General features: G+C 48.7%; 21 protein-coding genes and 1 pseudogene. 14 read left to right on the top strand and 8 right to left on the bottom strand.

The window, feature by feature from the left end; genetic code table 11:
• Window positions 1-5: 5 nt before the first annotated feature.
• From ACMVP2_RS23395 to ACMVP2_RS23380, 4 genes are all read left to right on the top strand, one after another.
• Window positions 6-713, top strand: coding sequence for a response regulator transcription factor (locus ACMVP2_RS23395; protein WP_416865348.1), 708 nt, complete (start codon window positions 6-8; stop codon window positions 711-713).
• A 745-nt stretch (window positions 714-1,458) separates the two neighbouring features.
• On the top strand, window positions 1,459-2,025 hold the full coding sequence (locus ACMVP2_RS23390) for a hypothetical protein (protein WP_416865347.1): 567 nt from the start codon (window positions 1,459-1,461) through the stop codon (window positions 2,023-2,025).
• 205 nt (window positions 2,026-2,230) lie between these two features.
• On the top strand, window positions 2,231-3,226 hold the full coding sequence (locus tag ACMVP2_RS23385) for a beta galactosidase jelly roll domain-containing protein (RefSeq protein WP_416865346.1): 996 nt from the start codon (window positions 2,231-2,233) through the stop codon (window positions 3,224-3,226).
• Between the two features lie 105 nt (window positions 3,227-3,331).
• Window positions 3,332-4,858: a serine hydrolase gene (locus ACMVP2_RS23380; protein ID WP_416865345.1), complete on the top strand. Its 1,527-nt coding sequence runs from the start codon at window positions 3,332-3,334 to the stop codon at window positions 4,856-4,858.
• A gap of 92 nt (window positions 4,859-4,950) precedes the next feature.
• On the opposite strand, the gene ACMVP2_RS23375 is transcribed toward ACMVP2_RS23380, so the two are convergent.
• Entirely contained in the window at window positions 4,951-5,799 is an 849-nt protein-coding gene (locus ACMVP2_RS23375; RefSeq protein WP_416865344.1) for a DUF4382 domain-containing protein, read from the bottom strand.
• 136 nt (window positions 5,800-5,935) lie between these two features.
• Between ACMVP2_RS23375 and ACMVP2_RS23370 the strand changes: the two genes are divergently transcribed.
• The 10 genes and pseudogenes from ACMVP2_RS23370 (at window position 5,936) to floA (ending at window position 13,264) form a co-directional block, all read left to right on the top strand.
• A complete protein-coding gene (locus tag ACMVP2_RS23370; protein ID WP_317491282.1) occupies window positions 5,936-6,682 on the top strand; it encodes an NYN domain-containing protein in 747 nt (248 codons plus the stop codon).
• 215 nt (window positions 6,683-6,897) lie between these two features.
• Complete coding sequence (locus tag ACMVP2_RS23365; RefSeq protein WP_416865343.1) at window positions 6,898-7,110, top strand: DUF2281 domain-containing protein; 213 nt, start codon at window positions 6,898-6,900, stop codon at window positions 7,108-7,110.
• Window positions 7,110-7,292 (top strand): type II toxin-antitoxin system VapC family toxin, encoded by a 183-nt coding sequence (locus tag ACMVP2_RS23360; protein ID WP_416865342.1) that lies wholly within the window; start codon window positions 7,110-7,112, stop codon window positions 7,290-7,292. Before ACMVP2_RS23365 ends, ACMVP2_RS23360 begins: the two co-directional genes overlap by 1 nt.
• Before the next feature lie 31 nt (window positions 7,293-7,323).
• A pseudogene (locus tag ACMVP2_RS23355) lies at window positions 7,324-7,494 on the top strand (PIN domain-containing protein); the annotation flags it as partial.
• Between the two features lie 6 nt (window positions 7,495-7,500).
• Window positions 7,501-7,773 carry an OST-HTH/LOTUS domain-containing protein gene (locus ACMVP2_RS23350; protein ID WP_416865341.1) on the top strand — a complete coding sequence of 91 codons (273 nt, stop codon included), beginning with the start codon at window positions 7,501-7,503 and terminating at the stop codon, window positions 7,771-7,773.
• Between the two features lie 85 nt (window positions 7,774-7,858).
• Window positions 7,859-8,242, top strand: a complete 384-nt coding sequence (locus ACMVP2_RS23345; protein WP_339792763.1) for a VOC family protein — start codon at window positions 7,859-7,861, stop codon at window positions 8,240-8,242.
• A gap of 180 nt (window positions 8,243-8,422) precedes the next feature.
• Window positions 8,423-9,679 carry a hypothetical protein gene (locus tag ACMVP2_RS23340; protein WP_416865340.1) on the top strand — a complete coding sequence of 419 codons (1,257 nt, stop codon included), beginning with the start codon at window positions 8,423-8,425 and terminating at the stop codon, window positions 9,677-9,679.
• A 138-nt stretch (window positions 9,680-9,817) separates the two neighbouring features.
• Window positions 9,818-10,669, top strand: a complete 852-nt coding sequence (locus tag ACMVP2_RS23335) for a glycoside hydrolase family 3 N-terminal domain-containing protein (RefSeq protein WP_416865339.1) — start codon at window positions 9,818-9,820, stop codon at window positions 10,667-10,669.
• Window positions 10,599-12,095, top strand: coding sequence for a glycoside hydrolase family 3 C-terminal domain-containing protein (locus tag ACMVP2_RS23330; protein WP_416865338.1), 1,497 nt, complete (start codon window positions 10,599-10,601; stop codon window positions 12,093-12,095). Before ACMVP2_RS23335 ends, ACMVP2_RS23330 begins: the two co-directional genes overlap by 71 nt.
• 221 nt (window positions 12,096-12,316) lie before the next feature.
• The gene (gene floA, locus ACMVP2_RS23325) at window positions 12,317-13,264 is read left to right on the top strand and encodes a flotillin-like protein FloA (protein WP_339794584.1); all 948 of its coding nucleotides are present in this window, start codon (window positions 12,317-12,319) and stop codon (window positions 13,262-13,264) included.
• Between the two features lie 63 nt (window positions 13,265-13,327).
• On the opposite strand, the gene ACMVP2_RS23320 is transcribed toward floA, so the two are convergent.
• From ACMVP2_RS23320 to ACMVP2_RS23290, 7 genes are all read right to left on the bottom strand, one after another.
• Window positions 13,328-13,945 (bottom strand): class I SAM-dependent methyltransferase, encoded by a 618-nt coding sequence (locus tag ACMVP2_RS23320; protein ID WP_416865337.1) that lies wholly within the window; start codon window positions 13,943-13,945, stop codon window positions 13,328-13,330.
• Between the two features lie 87 nt (window positions 13,946-14,032).
• Window positions 14,033-14,449 (bottom strand): hypothetical protein, encoded by a 417-nt coding sequence (locus ACMVP2_RS23315; RefSeq protein WP_416865336.1) that lies wholly within the window; start codon window positions 14,447-14,449, stop codon window positions 14,033-14,035.
• Window positions 14,450-14,681: 232 nt separating this feature from the next.
• Entirely contained in the window at window positions 14,682-15,548 is an 867-nt protein-coding gene (locus ACMVP2_RS23310) for a sugar phosphate isomerase/epimerase family protein (RefSeq protein WP_416865335.1), read from the bottom strand.
• A gap of 294 nt (window positions 15,549-15,842) precedes the next feature.
• Window positions 15,843-17,537, bottom strand: a complete 1,695-nt coding sequence (locus ACMVP2_RS23305; RefSeq protein ID WP_416865334.1) for a GMC oxidoreductase — start codon at window positions 17,535-17,537, stop codon at window positions 15,843-15,845.
• Window positions 17,538-17,675: 138 nt separating this feature from the next.
• Window positions 17,676-18,221 carry a gluconate 2-dehydrogenase subunit 3 family protein gene (locus tag ACMVP2_RS23300; protein ID WP_339794574.1) on the bottom strand — a complete coding sequence of 182 codons (546 nt, stop codon included), beginning with the start codon at window positions 18,219-18,221 and terminating at the stop codon, window positions 17,676-17,678.
• A gap of 255 nt (window positions 18,222-18,476) precedes the next feature.
• Window positions 18,477-19,055 (bottom strand): hypothetical protein, encoded by a 579-nt coding sequence (locus tag ACMVP2_RS23295; RefSeq protein WP_416865333.1) that lies wholly within the window; start codon window positions 19,053-19,055, stop codon window positions 18,477-18,479.
• 41 nt (window positions 19,056-19,096) lie between these two features.
• Window positions 19,097-19,348 (bottom strand): hypothetical protein, encoded by a 252-nt coding sequence (locus ACMVP2_RS23290; protein ID WP_416865332.1) that lies wholly within the window; start codon window positions 19,346-19,348, stop codon window positions 19,097-19,099.
• Window positions 19,349-19,366 lie beyond the last annotated feature (18 nt).

The following is a 19,366-nucleotide window of genomic DNA, read 5'->3' as shown; positions in this document are numbered from 1 at the left end:
ACACCATGGCCAAGATATTGATAGTTGAAGATGAGCTGCACATGCGGATGGGGCTGAAAGACAACCTGGAGTTTGAAGGCTATGCCGTGGAGCTGGCAGAAGACGGTGAGAAAGGCTTGCAGAAGATTCAGCAGGCTTCGTACGACCTGATTGTGCTCGATGCGATGATGCCCAAAATGTCGGGGTTTGATGTGTGCAGACAGACTCGCAAGCTCGGCATCAAAACGCCTATCATCTTCCTGACCGCCAAAGGAGAGGAAATCGACAAAGTGGTAGGGCTTGAGATCGGCGCTGACGATTATATGACGAAGCCGTTCAGTCTGAGGGAGCTCATTGCCCGGATAAAGGCCATCCTTAGAAGAACCGATGGGCAATCAGGAGCTGGGGCAGTAGGAAACGCAGATAATATTGAGAAAGCCTCCATTGGCAGGCTAACTATCGACTTTAAGCACTACCTGGCCCACGAGGGGAGCGAGCAGGTAAAGCTATCGCACAAGGAGTTTGATATCCTGAAGTTTCTCCTTGCCAACAAGAACGACATTGTGAGTCGCTATAAGCTGCTGGAAGATGTGTGGGGTTACGAGGCACAGCCTACCACCCGAACGGTCGACAATTTCATACTGAAGCTCCGCCAGAAGGTGGAAGACAACCCCAATGAGCCAAAGATTATCCTGACAGTGCACGGCATTGGGTATAAGATGATTATTGATTGAGGGGAAGAGGATTTGAAATTGGCCAATTGGCGTCTGGCTATTAGGATGGGGCTTCACCGCCATCCTTTAGGTATATCGCCCCTTCAGGGCTTACGATAGGTGTCGGCACGGCAACTAACCGCAGAGAAAGAGCCGTCAGACACCGGGATTTACCTGGCTGCTGGTTTCCAATCTTCTTATCGGATGGGGCTTCACCGCCATCCTTTAGATATACCGCCCTTTCAGGGCTTGGCCGGCTCAGGGGTGCCCGGCTCAGGGCTTACGATAGGTTTCAGTACGGCCACTGGCCACAGAGAATGAGCCGTCAGACACCGGGGTTTACCTGGCTTCTGTTTGCTAATCTTCTTTTTCGGATGGGGCTTCACCGCCATCCTTTAGGTATATCGCCCTTTCAGGGCTTGGCTGGCTCAGGGGTGCCCGGCTCAGGGCTTACGATAGGTTTCGGTGCGGCAACTAGCCGTAGAAAGCTCCGGTCCTCCGTCTTCTGTCTTCTTTCTTCCGTCTCTCTTCTAACCCTTCCGGCGGCGGACGGCCCCACCGCAGCAAGCCCGCTTGCCGTACCACCCACTAGCAATCTCCGGTCTCCCGACTTCGATCTTCAAACTCTTCCTCCCCCTTTTTACATCTCTCAACAACTTTATGACATTTCGTGACACCCCTTGACTGACCTATGACAAACCCGCCCCGGGTTGCCCGTATCTATGTATAACTGATTCAACAACAAGTCAATTAAATTCAGAAACTCATGAAAAGAACTATCATTTTAAGCGCAATGCTCGTAGCAGCTATGAGCACAGCCACATTAGCGGAAGGCAATGGAGACAAGTCATCCAAAGCCGCTCTCATTCCTTCACAAGTTGAGGGTAGGTACAACCTGATCTACGCCGACGCCACCCCTGGTATTGTCAAAGTGAAAATAATGGACGAAGAAGGGCATGTACTCCGAGTGGATCGCATAGACAACAAAAGAGGCTTTAAGCGTCCATATAATATGAAAGATCTCGGCCCTGGCACCTACCATGTAGTGGTTTCCGACAAAGACGGTGAATTTACTCTCATGGCCAGGGTGCAGGAGCTTGAAGAGATGGGCGTTAACCAACTAGGTGGCAGCAAATACCAGTTGGTGTATAAGGATCCGAAGAGTCATGGTGCTACAATAGGCATATTTGACCAAACCGGTGAGCTGGTTCATAGCGAAAGTATCACTTTCAACAAGGGTTTCAGCAAAGTATTCGACCTTTCAGGCATCAGCTCTAAAGGCTTTACTTTCGAAGTCTCTTCCAGCAACAGCTCCAAGCGGGTATCGATGTAACATTTTCTAAAAATTTAGTTTAATAGTTGTTTGGAGAAAGTCCCGCTAGTCTCAAGCGGGATTTTTTAGATGACAAAGTTTTACAACAATCCATTGAAAGCCAGGGTCAATTTCTTTGAAAAAAAGAAAAACGCATAGATATTGCTCGTCCTGGGTGAGAAAAATGAACATCTGGTATGTTCGTGAACCGTAAACAGATCACCTGATGCATAGCGCTAGATACATTTCTACTATTTGCCTTCTGCTATTTTCTGCTTCAGTTTTTTCGCAAGGAAGAAACATGCAAAAAGTGGTATCGCTGCGAGGCAGCTGGAAATTTCACATTGGTGACAATATGGACTGGGCTAAGCCCAAATATGATGACAGCCAGTGGGAAACCATCTATGCGCCGTCAGAATGGGAGTCGGAGGGCTTCAACGGCTATGATGGCTACGCCTGGTACAGAAAGAAATTCGATGGCAGCGAAGTAGCCAGGTTCAACAATATCTACCTCAACCTTGGCTATATCGACGATGTTGATCAGGTGTTTGTCAATGGCCATCTTGTCGGCTTTTTTGGCAGCTTCCCCCCTCACTTCAGCACAGCTTATAACGCCAAAAGATGGTATTACATCCCTACAGAGTTTTTAAACCTCAAAGGCGACAACGTCATTTCAGTCCGGATATTTGACACCATCCACAGCGGTGGCATTGTTAGCGGCGACATCGGTCTTTTTGCTTCCTGGAGCTCGCTCGATCAAGGCATGAGGCTCGAAGGAGTATGGAAGTTTGCTGAAGGCTACGAGTCGCAATGGAAGCTCGCCAACTTTGACGATAAAAAATGGGGAGTGATTATGGTGCCAGGCTTCCTGCATACCAAGGGCAAAAAACACTGGGAAAGCACCTTCTACTACCGCAAGCACTTCAAAATGGATGCTAAGCTGAAAGACAAGCCACTGGTGCTCCTCCTTGGTAAAATCGACGACTTCGATAAGGTGTACCTGAATGGAAAGCTGATTGGTGCTACCAACGACGGCAGGCCCCTGGGTCAGTCGCACTCATGGGAAACCTACCGGGACTACCCCATCCCCCCTGAACTCATCAACTGGGAGGGCGAGAATGTTATTTCGGTAGAAGTTACTGACATTGGTGGCAACGCTGGCATCTACGAGGGCCCCGTGGGCATCTTCCCAGCCGAGATCATTGATAAGTTTCTGAGATAGCGCCGATTGCGCAAGGCAGACATCGAAATCGTGTGAAGCCGCCCCCACACCCTCTCCGTGTGTTAAAACTTTTTCCTAATTTCATAGCAACCAATGCTCGTTGCTATGAAATTCAAATACATCTTCCTGCTCCTCGTCTTCTCATGCTCTGTTGCGACCGCACAGCCGAAAGTTGCCGATCTTGATAAATACATCGTCAAAGCGCAGAAAGACTGGAATGTGCCAGGCATTGCAGTAGCTATCGTTAAAGATGGTAAAGTGGTGCTTTCCAAAGGCTACGGAGTAAAGGAAGCAGGCGGCAAACAGGCGGTGGACAGCGAAACTCTGTTCGCCATCGCCTCCAATACCAAGGCGTTTGTGGCAACGGCCATCGGGCAACTGGTGGCCGAAGACAAGCTCAACTGGGACGATAAAGTGATTGACCACCTCCCCTACTTTGAATTGTACGACGACTATGCCACCCGGCATGCTACGGTAGAAGATCTGCTTTGCCACAGGCTGGGCCTCGGCACATTCAGCGGTGACCTGATGTGGTACAAGGCCAACTTATCCGCCGAAGATGTGGTAAAGAAGGTAAAATACGTGCCCCAGGCTTATGAGTTCCGCAACGGATACGGCTACTCCAACCTCATGTTCATCGCAGCTGGCGAGGTCATCAGAAGCGCCTCAGGTCTACCGTGGGACGAATATGTGAGGAAACAAATCATTGCACCATTGGGCATGAGTCGCACTGTAACATCCACCAATGATTTAGAAGCCAAAGGCAACTACGCCTCCCCGCATAAACCTGATGCTGTCGGCAACAACGAGCCCATTCGGTGGGTAAACTGGGACAATATGGGCGCTGCCGGTGGCATCATTTCCAGCGCCGACGACATGGCCAAATGGCTGGTTGTGAACCTGAATGGCGGCAAAACAAGCCAAAAGACCATCATCGCCAAAGAACAGCAAAACAGGCTCTGGACACCGCACAATAATTTCGTTGTGTCGGAGCAGGCCAGAGCGGCCACGCCGGGCAGGCACTTTTCAAGCTACGGCCTGGGCTATGGTGTGAGCGACTACTATGGTCGGCAATTGGAAGCCCACAGCGGCGGCTACGATGGCATGTACTCCTATGTGATGATGGTGCCCGATGAGAACCTCGGGGTGGTGGTGCTCACCAACAGCATGAAAGGGATTGCTTCTCCGCTGTGTTACTACATCATCAACCAGTACATCAAGGCAGAAACAAAAGACTTTTCGGCAGAGGCTCTCGCCCGCAACGACAACAACAAGAGTCATTACGACGACATAGCAAAAAGGACACAGGCAAGGGTGAGCGGTACAAAACCCAGCCTGTCGCTTGAAAAATATGCAGGCACCTACTGGGCAGGCATGCATGGCAATGTGATAGTGGTGAAACAGGGTGATAAACTCTGGTTTTATATGGAGGACAACCCTGGTTTAACAGCCGACCTGGTGCACTGGCACTACGACACCTGGGAGATCAAATGGCGGGAGCCACAGGCCTGGTTTGACTTCGGCACGCTCCAATTCAAAATCGACAACAACATGAAAGTAACCGGCCTGCACTTCGACGTACCCAACGGAGATATCTTCTTTGACGAGGTAGATTTGGTGCGGAAAGATTGATGAACCCGGCGTATCCTGCTTTTTGCAATTAACTTCTTAACATGATTGATAAAAAAGCACCCTTCTCTCATGAAATAATCGCAATATCGACTTCAATTCCCCTGATCAGGAATGTAGAAAAAAACCTCCCCAACATCGATAATTTTTTCAGCCCTGGCTTCGATGTTTTTTAAGCGGCTTTCAACTATCCCATCTTCGGTCACGTGTAGGAATATGTCATCTTCAACCTCGCAATCCTCGCACAGACTCGACACTACAATATCGTAGATACCTTCCTGCACTCCCCCAATCACGAACTCACCCTGCTCGTTTGAATACGTACTGATGCGGGCATTGCCTTTTACCAGCGACACAAACCGCCTTGCTCCAGGCACCACCCTGCCCTTAACGATGCCTGTGGTGGCTTTCATAAAGAGCCTCGCCACGGGCACCAGATAGAAAGTCTCAGCGAATTCCTCATAAGTGCTCACGGACTGTGGTACATCAAAATCAACTGTAAGGTCATAGTCAAAACCTTCTTTCAGTACTATATTGACATTATGTATAAGGTCTCGTTCAAAATTGATGTTTCCAAAGGTTGTCAAGTCCTGCACCACCCCGTCGATGATCAGTGTATTGTTATATCCATACACCACCCGAATCTGTCGGATAGTACCCGGCTCCACTCTCCCACTTGCCAGTACTGTGTCTTTTCCTGCGGTATACTCTAACACGTTGTATACCCCACCATTCATCCTATCAAGTGATAGCCATCCTTCCTCCCGGTCGAGAGTGTAGTTGATCTGCACGTCTTTAATTTCTATGTAAAGTGCCTCGTAGTCCGAGGGGTAGTCGACCAGCGTCACAGTGAGCGTGGCTTCCCGATCGTCCTTTCCCAATTCGCAAGACGACAGACACAGAAGCCCAAAGGCCAGCATGATCAAAGGGTTGATAATTTTCATATATTTCGCATGCTATAAGTAGACGAGTTTTTGAAACAAGAACAACAATGCGGTTACCCTCCCTATCGCTTTTACTAAATATTATTCACCCGACGCTAGAAGCAGGCATCCTTGCTATTATAAAAAATAAACCACTATGAAGGACGACAAGCTGGCAGTACTCATTGACGCAGACAATGTGCCTTATGCGCATATCAAAGAAATGCTCGACGAAATTGCCAAATACGGCAATCCCACCATCAAGCGTATTTATGCCGACTGGACAAAGCCTACGGTATCGGGATGGAAAAATGTCTTGCTCGAGAATGCCATCACCCCCATCCAGCAGTACAGCTATACCCAGGGCAAGAATTCAAGCGACAGCGCCCTGATCATTGATGCCATGGATTTGCTCTACTCTAAAAGAGTCGACGGGTTTTGCATTGTGTCCAGCGACAGCGACTTCACACGACTCGCCACACGTTTGCGGGAAGCGGGCATGTTTGTGATAGGCATTGGGGAGAAGAAAACACCCCGGCCATTCATTACTGCCTGCGACAAATTCATCTATATCGAAATATTGAAGAAGGAGCAGGCAATTGAATCACATGAAAAGCCCAATCAAAAGAGTCAACCAAAAGCTCAGCCTTCGTCGGTCAGCAAAGTAGATAAGGAGCTGATAAAAGTGATTAAAGAAAGCGTGGATGAGATTTCTGACGATGATGGCTGGGCCTTTCTGGGGTCGCTGGGAAGTTACCTGATCAAGAAAAAGACAGATTTTGATCCAAGAAATTATGGGTTTTCAAAGCTATCTCCCCTCATCAAAAGCACCAACGCCTTCATCATCGAGGCAAGAGAATCAGGCGAGAAAAACATCAAACATATCTATTTAAAAAATAAGTAATTGCCTATTGAGGTAACTCAACCCCTCGGCATCCGACTGGGTGAATCAGCCCGAGGAAGCTTCATCGATCAACAGTGAGGCTCAAGACAGTTAACCAGTTTGAGTATTATTACGTTAAATCACCGAAGTCACTTTCGATGAAAATAGGGCATCATCCACCATTACAAGGTATTGGCTGATTAGCTAGAATGACTTAACTTGTGTTATAAAAATAAATGATGGCAGCCTTAACGCTATATACAAAACTCGAGACGCTACCCCCCGATTTAAAGAAGGAGGCTTCCGATTTTATAGACTTTCTAATTCAGAAAAAATCAAAAAAAGAGAAGGGAAAAAGCCACAAGCCTGTATTTGGAAGTCTCAGAGGTAAAATAAAGCTCTCAGAAGACTTTGACGCTCCTTTGGACTTGTTCAATGATTACATGTAATGAGTCATTTGTTGGACACTCATGCATTCCTTTGGTTTTTGGGTGGAGACGACCAACTTTCAACAACTGCCCGCACTACCATTGAGGATTCTACCACAAAAAAATTCGTTAGCATTGCTTCAATCTGGGAGATTGCAATTAAGATAAGCCTTGGGAAACTAACTTTGGGCATACCTCTTTAAATCTGAAAGAAGAAATTATAAAGAACAGCTTGAAATTCTACCACTTGACTTCGACCACCTCATCGGCTTGTCAACATTGGAAAACCACCACAAAGACCCATTTGACAGGGTTATCATCGCTCAGGGTATTTCAGAAAACCTTAAGGTGATATCCAAGGATCCTAACTTCAGTTTATATAGTAGAATTGAGGTGATTTGGTGAGCAAAGTTGATAAAGGCATTTATAGAAAGTGTGGATGAAATCTCCGACGACAGCGGCTGGGCCTTTCTGGGCTCGCTGGGTAATTACCTGGTCAAGAAAAAGACGGACTTTGATCCAAGAAATTATGGATTTTCAAATCTATCTCACCTTATCAAAAGAACGAATGCCTTCATCATTGAAGCAAGAGAATCAGGTAAGAAAAACATCGGACCTATTTATTTACGAAATAAACCCTGCTGTTTGACATGTTGGCGCCAGCCTATACCGAATCTGGAATAACACAGCATCTCCTATCCTGACAACTAACAAGCGAAGTAGCGAAACAACCTTGCTTAGCTAACGTACAAGGCTAAAACTTTTATGTATGAAAATAGAACACATCGCCCTTTGGACGACAAAGCTTGAAGAGCTGAAAGACTTTTATACCACCTACTTCGCTGCCACGGCCGGCGAAAAATACCACAACCCCACCAAGCAATTCACTTCTTACTTCCTCAGTTTTGACTCAGGCGCCAGGCTTGAGATAATGGCCAGGCCTGAGGTGGAGCTGCACCCCGGAGATGCCTATAGAAAAGGGCTGATACACTGGGCCATGAGTGTCGGCTCGAAGGAAAAAGTGAATCAACTCACCGAGCAACTGAGAAAAGACGGCTTTGAGATTATTGGCGAGCCACGAACAACGGGCGACGGGTACTATGAAAGCGTGGTGGCTGATCCTGATGGCAATTTGGTGGAAATTACTACTTGAATAGAGCGTGAAGACGCTGCCTGAAATCATTATTAGGAGTGAAGACACACCTAACAGCAAGTGTTTTGCTTTCGTGGGCTTGACAGGCGAAATTTACGGGCAATAAAATCTTTCAACTATTTCACATCCTGAATGCATCACTAAAAGCAAACATTGGTCTTTACACCAAAAATAGATCGAATGACCAATTTTCTGGCAGTTGCTGCCCTTTTTATCGCCCTCAACGTTTCGGCTCAATCGAAGCAAGACTATCTAAAAAACAATAGATTTGACCTGGTTAGTCCCGGCTTTTCATTTCCTGACAACTCATTCAAAATCATAGGCTTCGGAGCCTACCACGGCAGTGCAAAGACAGAAGTAGCTGAGTTAAGCCTACTCCAATCGCTGAGAAGCGCCGGAGCCATTAGCTACTACCTACCCGAAACCGACTTCGCCATTGCCCACTATTTCAACAGCTACCTGGCCTCCGGTGACACGGTTTTACTGAAGGATTTGGTTAGTCACTACGGCGTGAGGGTGCCGCAGGACAAAACGGTGGAAACCTACAACAAGTGGAAAGCACTGAAGCAGCTCAACGACCAACTCCCGGCAGAAGATAAACTGACGGTGGTAGGTATTGATTTGATAGTGACCTACAAATACACCTGCAAGCTCCTGCTCGAACTCATCGACCGGCAGGTTGTAGAAAGCCCTGCTTTGGATCGGGTAGCAAACATGGTGGCGGCCGACACCACCGACTACTCGCCCTATTATGACAGTGACTCAAAAGCCATCCTGAGAGCGTTTGTGGCAGCCTATGAAGAAGGCCCGGACGATTTCAGCAAAGGCATCAACGACCCATTCATATTTAACCATTTGATCCGCAACTTGAAGGTGACTTTTGAGGTTTTCTCGTCGAAGAGGGAAGAAACGATCTATGACAACTATGTCGGGCTAAGCGAATTGTACGACTTCAAAAACAAACCACAATTCGCTCGCTTTGGCTTCTTTCACCTGGAGAAAGACAGAGAAGGCGAGAAAGGAAATGCGTCATTCTTCACCATGCTCATCGAAAACGGCATTTACGCAAGGGAAGAAGTCATTTCCATTATAGGCTACCTTACCAAAAGCCGGGTGCTTTGGGAGGTGGAATACGACGACAAAGGATACAAAACCCATATAACTGAAGGAGGATTTGGCATTGGCGACTACCGGAAGGAATGCTTTCTGGGAATAAAAAACCTCAAGAAAACCCGGATATCCGACATCACACTGTTCAAGCTCAATGGCCAGGGTACTCCCTACGCCAACGGCATACCCGACTTGATCGAAGTGGTGATGAAGGATGGGGCATCGAACGGCGACGACGTAAAGGGAAAGTCGACCACAGCGTTCATCGACTATGCTGTGCTGATTTCAAACTCAAAAGCCAGCACGCCTATTGAGAAAATGAAATAAAACCACACCCACATTAGGTGATGAATGTCAGTTCTTTTGCTGACGTCCGTACGTTCCTACGTATTCATCAAAGTTTACCTTGGACAAACAAAAAGAGGCACCAGCCTCATTCAACATTTGTTTCCAAAACACACTCCTATGAGAACGATAATACTCATGGTCATTGTCGCAACGGCGATGATGGCCTTCACCCAATCAAACCATTCCACCACCTCTGCGTCAAAGACTTCCAGCGCAGTCGACCAGCGAGTCGATAGCCTGATGGCATTGATGACCCTGGAAGAAAAAATAGGGCAAATGAACCAGTACAATGGCTTCTGGGACGTAACGGGCCCTGTACCCGCTGATGGCGACGCCGCCATGAAATACGAGAACCTTAGAAAAGGCCTCGTCGGGTCGATGCTGAATGTGCGTGGCGTAGCTGAAGTGAGGAAAGTACAGAAGATAGCTGTGGAAGAAACCCGGCTGGGCATTCCGCTCATCATCGGCTTCGACATGATCCATGGCTACAAAACCATGAGCCCCATACCGCTGGCCGAGGCTGCGAGCTGGGACTTAGCAGCCATCGAAAAAGCAGCCCACATCGGCGCCGTAGAGGCGGCCGCTGCTGGAATCAGCTGGACCTTTGCTCCCATGGTGGACATTGGCCGGGACGCCCGCTGGGGCCGGGTGATGGAAGGTGCAGGCGAAGACCCCTACCTGGGCAGCAAAATAGCCGTGGCACGTGTCAATGGTTTCCAGGGCAATGACCTGGCCGATCCGCTCACGATAGCAGCGTGCGTGAAGCACTTTGCCGGTTATGGTTTTTCCGAAAGCGGCCGTGACTACAATACGGTTGATATTGGCACTTCCACACTTTACAACATGGTGCTCCCGCCATTCAAAGCGGCTTCTGATGCGGGCGCACGCACCTTCATGAATGCATTTAACGTGCTTAACGGCATTCCCGCCACTGGCAACAGCCTGCTCCAGAGACATCCTCAAAGGTGAGTGGGGCTTCGACGGCTTTGTTGTCTCCGACTGGGGCTCTATAGGTGAAATGATCGTTCATGGCTATGCTGCCAATGGCTCCGAGGCCGCCAGGCTGGCTGCGCTGGCTGGTTCAGATATGGACATGGAGTCGTACCTGTACGTCAAAGAACTGAAAGGGCTGGTCGACGATGGCAAAGTAGATGTGGCACTGATTAACGATGCGGCGAGGAGAATACTGAAAGTGAAATTTGAGCTGGGGCTTTTCGACGATCCTTACCGCTACTGCGACGAGCAAAGGGAGAAAGACCTGACTGGCCACCCCGACCACGTGGCGGGCGTGTTGGACATGGCAAAAAAGTCCATAGTACTGCTCAAAAATGATGGCAACTTACTGCCACTAAAAAAGACAGGTCAGAAAATTGCCGTGATTGGCGCCCTGGCAACGGATAAAGATAGCCCTATCGGCAGCTGGAGAGGTGGAGCCGATGCCAACACGGCTGTGTCGGTATTGGAAGGCCTGCAGCAATATACCGGCAACCAGTACAATTACTCCAAAGGCGCTGACCTGGTAACCGAGCCTGCCACGTTCCTGCTGGAAGTGAAAATCAACGAATCGGATAAAAGCGGATTCCAGGCAGCAGTACAGGCTGCTAAAAACTCCGATGTGGTTGTCATTGTACTGGGTGAGAATGGCTTTCAATCAGGTGAAGGCCGCAGCCGCACCGACATTAGCCTGCCGGGAGTGCAAACCGAACTACTGGAAGCTGTTGCAAAAGCAAACAAAAACGTGGTGCTCGTTACTATGAGCGGGCGCCCTCTCGACCTCAGCAGGGAGTCCAAATTAGTGCCCTCACTTGTACAGGCCTGGCATTTAGGCAGCCAAAGCGGCAACGCCATTGCGCAGGTGCTTTACGGCGACTACAACCCCAGCGGAAAGCTGCCCATGTCTTTCCCCCGCAGTGTTGGCCAGGTACCCATTTATTACAACCACAAGAGTACCGGCCGACCCAATGACGCTGGCAATGGCATCGTATTCTGGTCGCACTACTCCGATGAGGCCAATGATCCGCTTTATCCATTCGGTTATGGCCTGAGTTATGCCGCCTTCGACTATGCCGACTTACAAGTGAACCAGCCCGAAAAGGGTAAGGCGGTCGTTAGCTTAGAAGTAACCAACACCAGCCAGGTAGATGGAGAAGAGGTAGTACAGCTTTATCTCCATGACATTGCTGCCAGCGTCACCCGGCCGGTGAAAGAGCTTAAAGGGTTTCAAAAACTGATGATTAAGGCTGGAGAAAGCAAGCAGATTAGCTTTACGCTGGGAGAGGCCGAATTAGGCTTCTATGACAATGAAGGTAAATTCATTGTGGAACCAGGAGAATATGAAGTAACAGTGGGTGGAAGCTCCGTCGGTGGACTTTCCGCAAGGTTCACTGTGAAGTAAATGATCACGATTCCGTCATAATGGGCCGGGATGCTTTTTTCTGAAAAGGTGTCCCGGCTTCTCTTTTTTTAGGTCGCTGCGATTTTTATACCACCGGAGAGAAACTATTTAACTCTACTGAAAGGAGTAGCCAATAAATTATGCCTATCTTTCAGGGTATCATTTATTAACACGGCTGTTAGCTAACAGTCGCCACCGCTCAACTCCATCTATCAACTCAAATGCCTGTTCAACTACTCATTACCCTCGGTGTTATCGTTGTAGGCCTCTGGCTACTCCTGTACATTTTCCCGATCAGCTTGTGGATCACAGCACAATTTTCGGGTGTCAGAGTTAATCTGATGACACTTGTTTTCATGAGGTTCCGTAAGGTACCACCGGGGCTTATCGTCAAGTCGATGATATTGGCAGCCAAGGCAGGCATTCCTGATATTTCAGTCGAAATGCTGGAAACCCACTACCTGGCCAAAGGCAATCTGGTGGCTGTTATCAAGGCGCTTATCATGGCCGACAAAGCCAACCTAAAACTTGATTTTAAGCAAGCTACCGCCATCGACCTGGCAGGTAGAGACGTGCTGGATGCGGTAAAGGTATCTGTAACGCCCTACATGGTGCTTGTGCCTGCCATCACAGCTGTGTCAATGGATGGCATTCAGCTCATTGCTGTGGCCCGTGTGACGGTGCGAAGTAACCTGCAGCAACTCGTGGGTGGTGCTGGCGAAGAAACCATTAAGGCAAGAGTAGCGCAAGGCATTATCTCAAGAATTGGTATGGCCACCAGCTATAAGTTTATTCTTGAAAACCCAGAAAGCATATCGAGACAGGTGTTAGAAAACGGCCTTGATGCCGGTACAGCCTTCCAGATCCTCTCCATCGACATTGCCGACATCGATATTGGACAAAACATTGGTTCCATGCTGCAAATCGACCAAGCTTCTGCCGACCTGAGCATTGCCAAAGCCAAAGCTGAAGAGCGCAGGGCCATGGCGGTAGCTAACGAACAGGAAATGATTGCCCGGATTCAGGAAGCACGTGCCAAGGTGATTCTGGCAGAAGCTCAGATTCCAGCGGCCCTGTCAGGAGCATTTAGAACAGGGAATCTGGTGGCAGGCATCGACTTTAAGAAAGACGCACCAGCGAAGAAACCAGCAGCGGCCAAGAAGAAATAAGAGCAACTAAATCGTCGGCATCACCTTCGGGAAACACTACCGGAGGGGAAATCGATACCATAGTTACTCCTTTCTGGCAATGATCAATGTATGCCCAGAGTCTCCCTCAGCGATGTATTTTATTTCTTCTATTGTGAACCCTGCTGAAGAAAACCATTTGATGTAGGTGTTGTTATCTGCATGGCTCCAGTACATGGTTGTGCCGGCAACAATCCAGTCTTTTTCTATACCAGTCCAGGCCTTCGCTCCTACTATTGCAAAAACACAGCCCCCAGCTTGTAACCAGTTGTGCATGGCTTCAATCAGCGCAGGTTGCTGCTCAATGGGCACGTGAATCAGAGAGTACAAGGCCACAATGCCGGCGAACTCCCCCGTCTGAAAAGACAGTTTTGTCATATCTGCTACTTCAAAAGTACCTTCCGGAACATTGGCACGGGCCAGAGCCACTTGCGCTGGCGAAATATCGACTCCCAGGTACCGGTGACGCTGACTTAAAAACCGGGCAACTGGAAGACCATCTCCACAGCCCAGTTCCAGGATCTTATCATCGGCCTTCAAGTATTGAACAAAACTATTCAGCCACGGCTCATAACTAGCTTCATGAGATGCTGCGAAATGTGTTCTATAGTCCGAAGAAAGCCTATCATAACCCTCTTTTACAATTTCTTTTGGATCTGTCATCGTTTCATATTTGGTCTTTCCCTTCCCGACGATCACTCAATAGCTCCCCTGCAAAATATTGCGAAAGATGGTGCGGCGAAAGGCGAATCACTTTGTCAATCTCACAGCTATTTTCCCTGCCATATATCCCATCGGAATATAGGCAACCACCATATCCAAAACCGCAAACCAGATAGGGCCTGGCAGCATGAAGGCATTTGTGATGCCACCCGCCAGAAAGAATACTCCAATGCCTAATGAAAATTTCATCTTGTTGTTTGCCGCAATGAGTCCGGCCAGCAATGCTCCTGCCAATGTTCCCAAAGCATGCGCCAAAAATGGCATAACGAAATGCCTTGGCTCGAATAAATGCAGGGAGGCTTTTAGTCCTTCCATGGTTGTCACATCGGCACCTTCAGGAGGAGGTATAACCAACCCGCTGATCATCACAATGCCCATATTCACGATACTGCCAGCGACAACACCGATGACAACTGATATAATGTTTTTAAGGATCGGACTCATGGTAATCAGGTTAGCGTTTCAAATTCATCATCAATGGCTACATCAATTTACTGTAAATCATTAGAGATAAAAAGAGACAAAGGTTGAGCAACATTGCCCAGAACAACATACCCTTCCAAAACCGGTCGCAATGGTGCCTTCAGGGACTCCATTGGGGGAGTTAATGCAACGCTTGTAGCGCTTAGAAATGAAAAAAGAGGCCTTAGCCTCTTTTTTGCATCACCACTGTGTTTCAATATTTTAAGCTCTTCAGGTAGGCAATGCTCTGAGGCACTTGCAGCATTGGATTGGGGCTCTCATCTTCAATGAACATGTGCTTGATGCCTATTTTATTGGCTTCCTTGAGTATTCCTACAATATCTACCTCTCCCTGTCCAAGGATGGCGTCATTTTCGGGCCCAGTGCCACCGGTAAGGTCCTTCGGTGTGCCTTTTTTCAGGTCCTTCACATGCAGTAGTTTCCAGCGGTCACCGTATTTCTTCAGCAGCTTCACAGGGTCACCTCCGCCAAAATGCGTCCACATAATGTCCATTTCGAAAGACACGTACTCAGGATTAGTGTTCTCAATGATGTAGTTCATAAGTGTTCCTTTTCCATAGGGCTGAAACTCATAGCCATGCACGTGGTAGCAGAACGTAAGGCCATTTTCTTTCAACACTTTACCTGCTGCATTAAAATCTGCAACTGCCTTTTGGGCATTTTCGAGGTTAAATTCTGCTCTTTTATGAGGGATCCAGGCGCACATCACAAACTTGGCTCCCAAGGCTTTGGCGTTGTCGGCCACTGCCTGTGGGTCTTTCACCAATTGGTCATACCCTGAGCCAATGCCAGGAATGCTGATGCCCCTTGCTTCGCACAATTTTCTATACTCTTCGCCCGTCATGCCACGGGGCGCTCCGCCTTCCAGCTCCGTAAAGCCCAGCGAGGCAATGGTATCTAATGTGGCCTCCACGCCATTGGGAAAGCTCTTGCGGAACGTGTAGGCCTGCACACCCAGCGGTGCGGTATACAACGGGTCGCCCTTTTTCTGGGCCTGTGCTTGCTGCGGCAATTGCCAGGCAACAAACAGCATAATAAATGCTATCAGGTGTTTTTTCATTTCAAGTGTGTTTTTAGTGGTTTTAAGTCTTTTTTCTTATTGAAATGTGGTGCCACCACCTGCCAGTGTGTACAAGCAATTGAGAATTTATGCGACCTGCTCAATCCTTTGGCTCACCCAGAGTGAACAAGTATGGTGTGGGCACCACGGGAACTACAAATGTTTTAAATCTTATTCTATGCATTGTGGTGCCACCACCTACTGCTGTGCTTGCTCCTGAAAACTTCCGTGTGCAGCGTTTGCTCTTCCGTCTTCGGCCACAAAGCCACAGTGTGGGCACCACTACCAGCTTTACTACAAATTCAGCTTGTTCAGTTCATCCACTGCATGGTTAGCAGCACGGGCCGTCAACATCATGAAGGTAAGTGTTGGGTTTTGCGTTCCCGTGGAAGTCATACAGGCGCCATCTGATACAAACACATTTTTGCAGGCATGCAACTGGTTCCACTCGTTGAGGAGTGACGTTTTAGGGTCTCTTCCCATGCGCACGCCGCCCACTTCGTGAATATCCGAGCCGGGAAGGGAGTGGCTGTCATTCACCCTCACATTGATAAAGCCTGCCTTCTCAAACATCTCCTGCTGCTGCTCCAGGTAATCCAGCACCATTTTGTCGTCGTTTTCCTGCCATTCACAAGACACAATGAGCTGCGGAATGCCGTATTTGTCTTTCATGTCCGGGCTCAGCCGCACATGGTTGCTTTCAACAGGCACCGTTTCACCCATCATCCAGCTGCTGATGTTCCAATTGCCATATTCCCTGTCCAGCAGGTTGTCTCTCAGCTCATCGCCAATCATGCTGGTGTCGGAGCGCTGCCCCCTGCCCCCACCAATGCCAATGGCATAGCCACGCAGGAAGTCGGTTTCTTGCTTGTGCACGTTTCTGAATCGTGGAATATAGGAGTGATCAGGGTTGCGCCCGTCGGTGCGTTTGTCCTGGAAGCCTTCGTACTCAGCATTGCCTTTGCCCCGGTAATTATGCCAGGCTATGTACTTGCCCATGATGCCGTTGTCGTTGCCGAGTCCCATGGGGAACCTCGACGACGTGGAGTTCAGCAAAATCGCATTGCTGTTCAATGTGGACGCATTTACAAAAATGATGCGGGCATAAAACTCTATGATGTCCTTCGATTCAGCGTCGATCACACGCACGCCTGTAGCCTTGCCTTTCGCCTCGTCATAAATAACCGAGTGCACCACGGCGTTGGGCCTCATGGTCATGTTGCCGGTTTTCATGGCCCAGGGAATAGTGGAAGCATTGCTGCTGAAGTAGCCACCGTAAATGCAGCCCCGGTTGCACATGGTTTGGTTTTGGCATTTGCCTCTGCCCTGATCGATGTGAATTTGCTGAGGGTCGGTGAGATGAGCGCACCGGCCCTGGATCATCACCCTGTCGCTATAGTTTTTCTTAATGCTTTCCTGAAAGTATTGTTCTATGCAGCTTTGCTCAAAAGCCGGCATTACCTCGCTATCGGGCAGCACCGCCAGGCCATCTCTGTTGCCCGAAACACCTGCAAATTTCTCCACATAGGTGTACCATTCCTCCACGTCTTTGTACCTGATGGGCCAGTCCACCGCAAAGCCATCCCTGGTCGGGCCTTCATAATCGAAATCACTCCAGCGCTGGGTTTGGCGGGCCCACAGCAGCGATTTGCCGCCTACATGGTATCCTCTGAACCAGCGGAAAGGCTTTTCCTGAATAAAGGGCTGCTCATCATCCTTCAGAGCAAACGGCAACGATGATTCTCTGAGGAACCGTGCATTACCGTAACCTATGCGCTTCTCGATGGGTACACTATCACGAAATTCGAAGTCCCACGGGGCTTTGGAAGCTGTGGGATAGTCTTTTATATGTTTTACGTCCCGGCCTCTTTCGAGCACCAGTGTCTTCAGTCCTTTTTCACACAGCTCTTTGGCAGCCCATCCTCCGCTGGCGCCTGAGCCAATCACAATGGCGTCGTAGGTACGTTTATCTTTAGAATCTTGTAGCATAGCAGTTTGTTAAATCACAAATCTCAAGCATCAAAATTCAATCAAGCACCAAAGGTCAAATTCGAAACGGATTGGTATTGGTGCTTTGCTTTTTGAGATTTATTTGTGTTTTGGTTTTTGTCTTTTGGAATTTTATAATCAAACGTTGGCGCATCCATAGAAATGACCCGGTGCCACTTTGTAGTCCCGGTAGTTGGTCATTACTACCTGTGTGGTGGTAAAGCCACGGATGGTTTGGTCTTTCATAAAGTCGAAGAATTCTTTCTCTTCCTCCACTTCCGAATTAGCCCTTGCCATTAGCAGTTCAACCCGCTGCTCCTGTGTGCAGTCAGCGAACGACTCCCCGTAAGTATCCTCAGCCGATTTTTCGAGCGCTGCCATCTGAAGTCGTAGCTTGTCCTGGTCTTCTTTCTCGTAGCATTTTTCGAGAAGCTTCATGAGGAATTTATCGGTACCGGTGGAGAGCGCTCCTATTGGCTCGGTTGGGCCGCCCGGTACGGAAGGCGGGGTTCCGGCAGGAATAATGGTGTCCGCAATTGAGCTAAAAAGCTCCTCTTCTTTGCGAGTGTAGAACCTGGGGTGGAGGGCATCTTCCACAATATGCCATTTCCATTCCACAAGAGAAAGGCCCGCAATGGCACCGCCAGCGGCAAGCAGACCCTTGAGGGTGCTTCGTCTATTCATAAGTAGGTATCTTAAAGGGAAATATAATAAACCATACAATTTCAAAAACCGCACATCAGTGCTACTCAGGCGAGCAAGTTGCCTGTTCCGGGAAAAGCCCAAACTCTTCCGGGAACAGCAACAGCATTTTTGAAAAACCATAAATCAAGTAAGCTAATCTACCCAGATATTATCTCTTTGAAGAATTTTTGCCGGTCAAATATTCGAAAGGTTGATAGCGAATGACAGAAGGTCTGTGTGCTGCGACGGTGTGCCCTACCTGCACTCCCCGTGGTCATAGGTGCGAAAGTATCGGTAGCCATTGAGGTAGGTCTTCGTCTCTCTGTACTCCAGTTCAAAGTCCGACACCTTTCCATTATCATATTGAAGACGAAGCAGTGGCACGCCAGTCCCGCTTGTGGCCACTGTCCAGTTTCCTGCATTATTGCTATTGCCCGCACTGCTGGCATAGGCCCCGCCAGTGTCGATAGACATGCTGCTGCTTTTGTAAAACGTAAAACGGTTGCCACAAAGCAAAATCTCCTCATGATCGCTATAGCCACCATAGGAGTCATACCCTGAGCTCGAGTAGGAGTTGAGATAGGTGAGTTTGGCTCCCTGGAGCGTTTGTCGCCACTCTTCAGTGACCGGAGGCTCTTTGGGCTGAGAAAACTGCAGACTTCCGGCAATTTCCTTTGCCAGTTGTTTGTAAAGAGAAGAATAGTTGGGCACATCAGTAGCAGCTACCACTGTCACGCCCGTCCCAAACGGATTGACCACTGCCGCAATATAGGCTTTGGCCTGTGTTCCCTGGATATTGCCGGAAAACTCCGCACCTATCCCTTCCGACCCCACTTTTTCAAAATCTCCTGATTTCTGCAGGTTGATGCCCTCATCTACCAGGCTTCTGCTTGTGCCTTAAGGTTTTGGATTTGTGACTCCTGATGGGTCATCAGTATCACGAGGCCAGGCTGGGTATCCGACCCCATAAGGAAAACCTCTCCTGACTCTGCTCCCTTCCAGCCATCAGGAATGGTAAACCTGATGCCAAGGGTTGGGTAGTCGACCACGCCCGTTTGCTGGGCAAAAAGTCCGTAGCTGCCAAGGATGATGCAGATCGAAAGCGAAAGAAACCTTTGGCGTTCCATTATTCTAAAATAGCGCCG

It is taken from the genome of Imperialibacter sp. (assembly GCF_048007035.1).
Classification (GTDB): Bacteria; Bacteroidota; Bacteroidia; order Cytophagales; family Cyclobacteriaceae; genus Imperialibacter.
The sequence above is the reverse complement of the archived record's forward strand: the minus strand, read 5'-3'. Positions and strand labels throughout refer to the sequence as shown.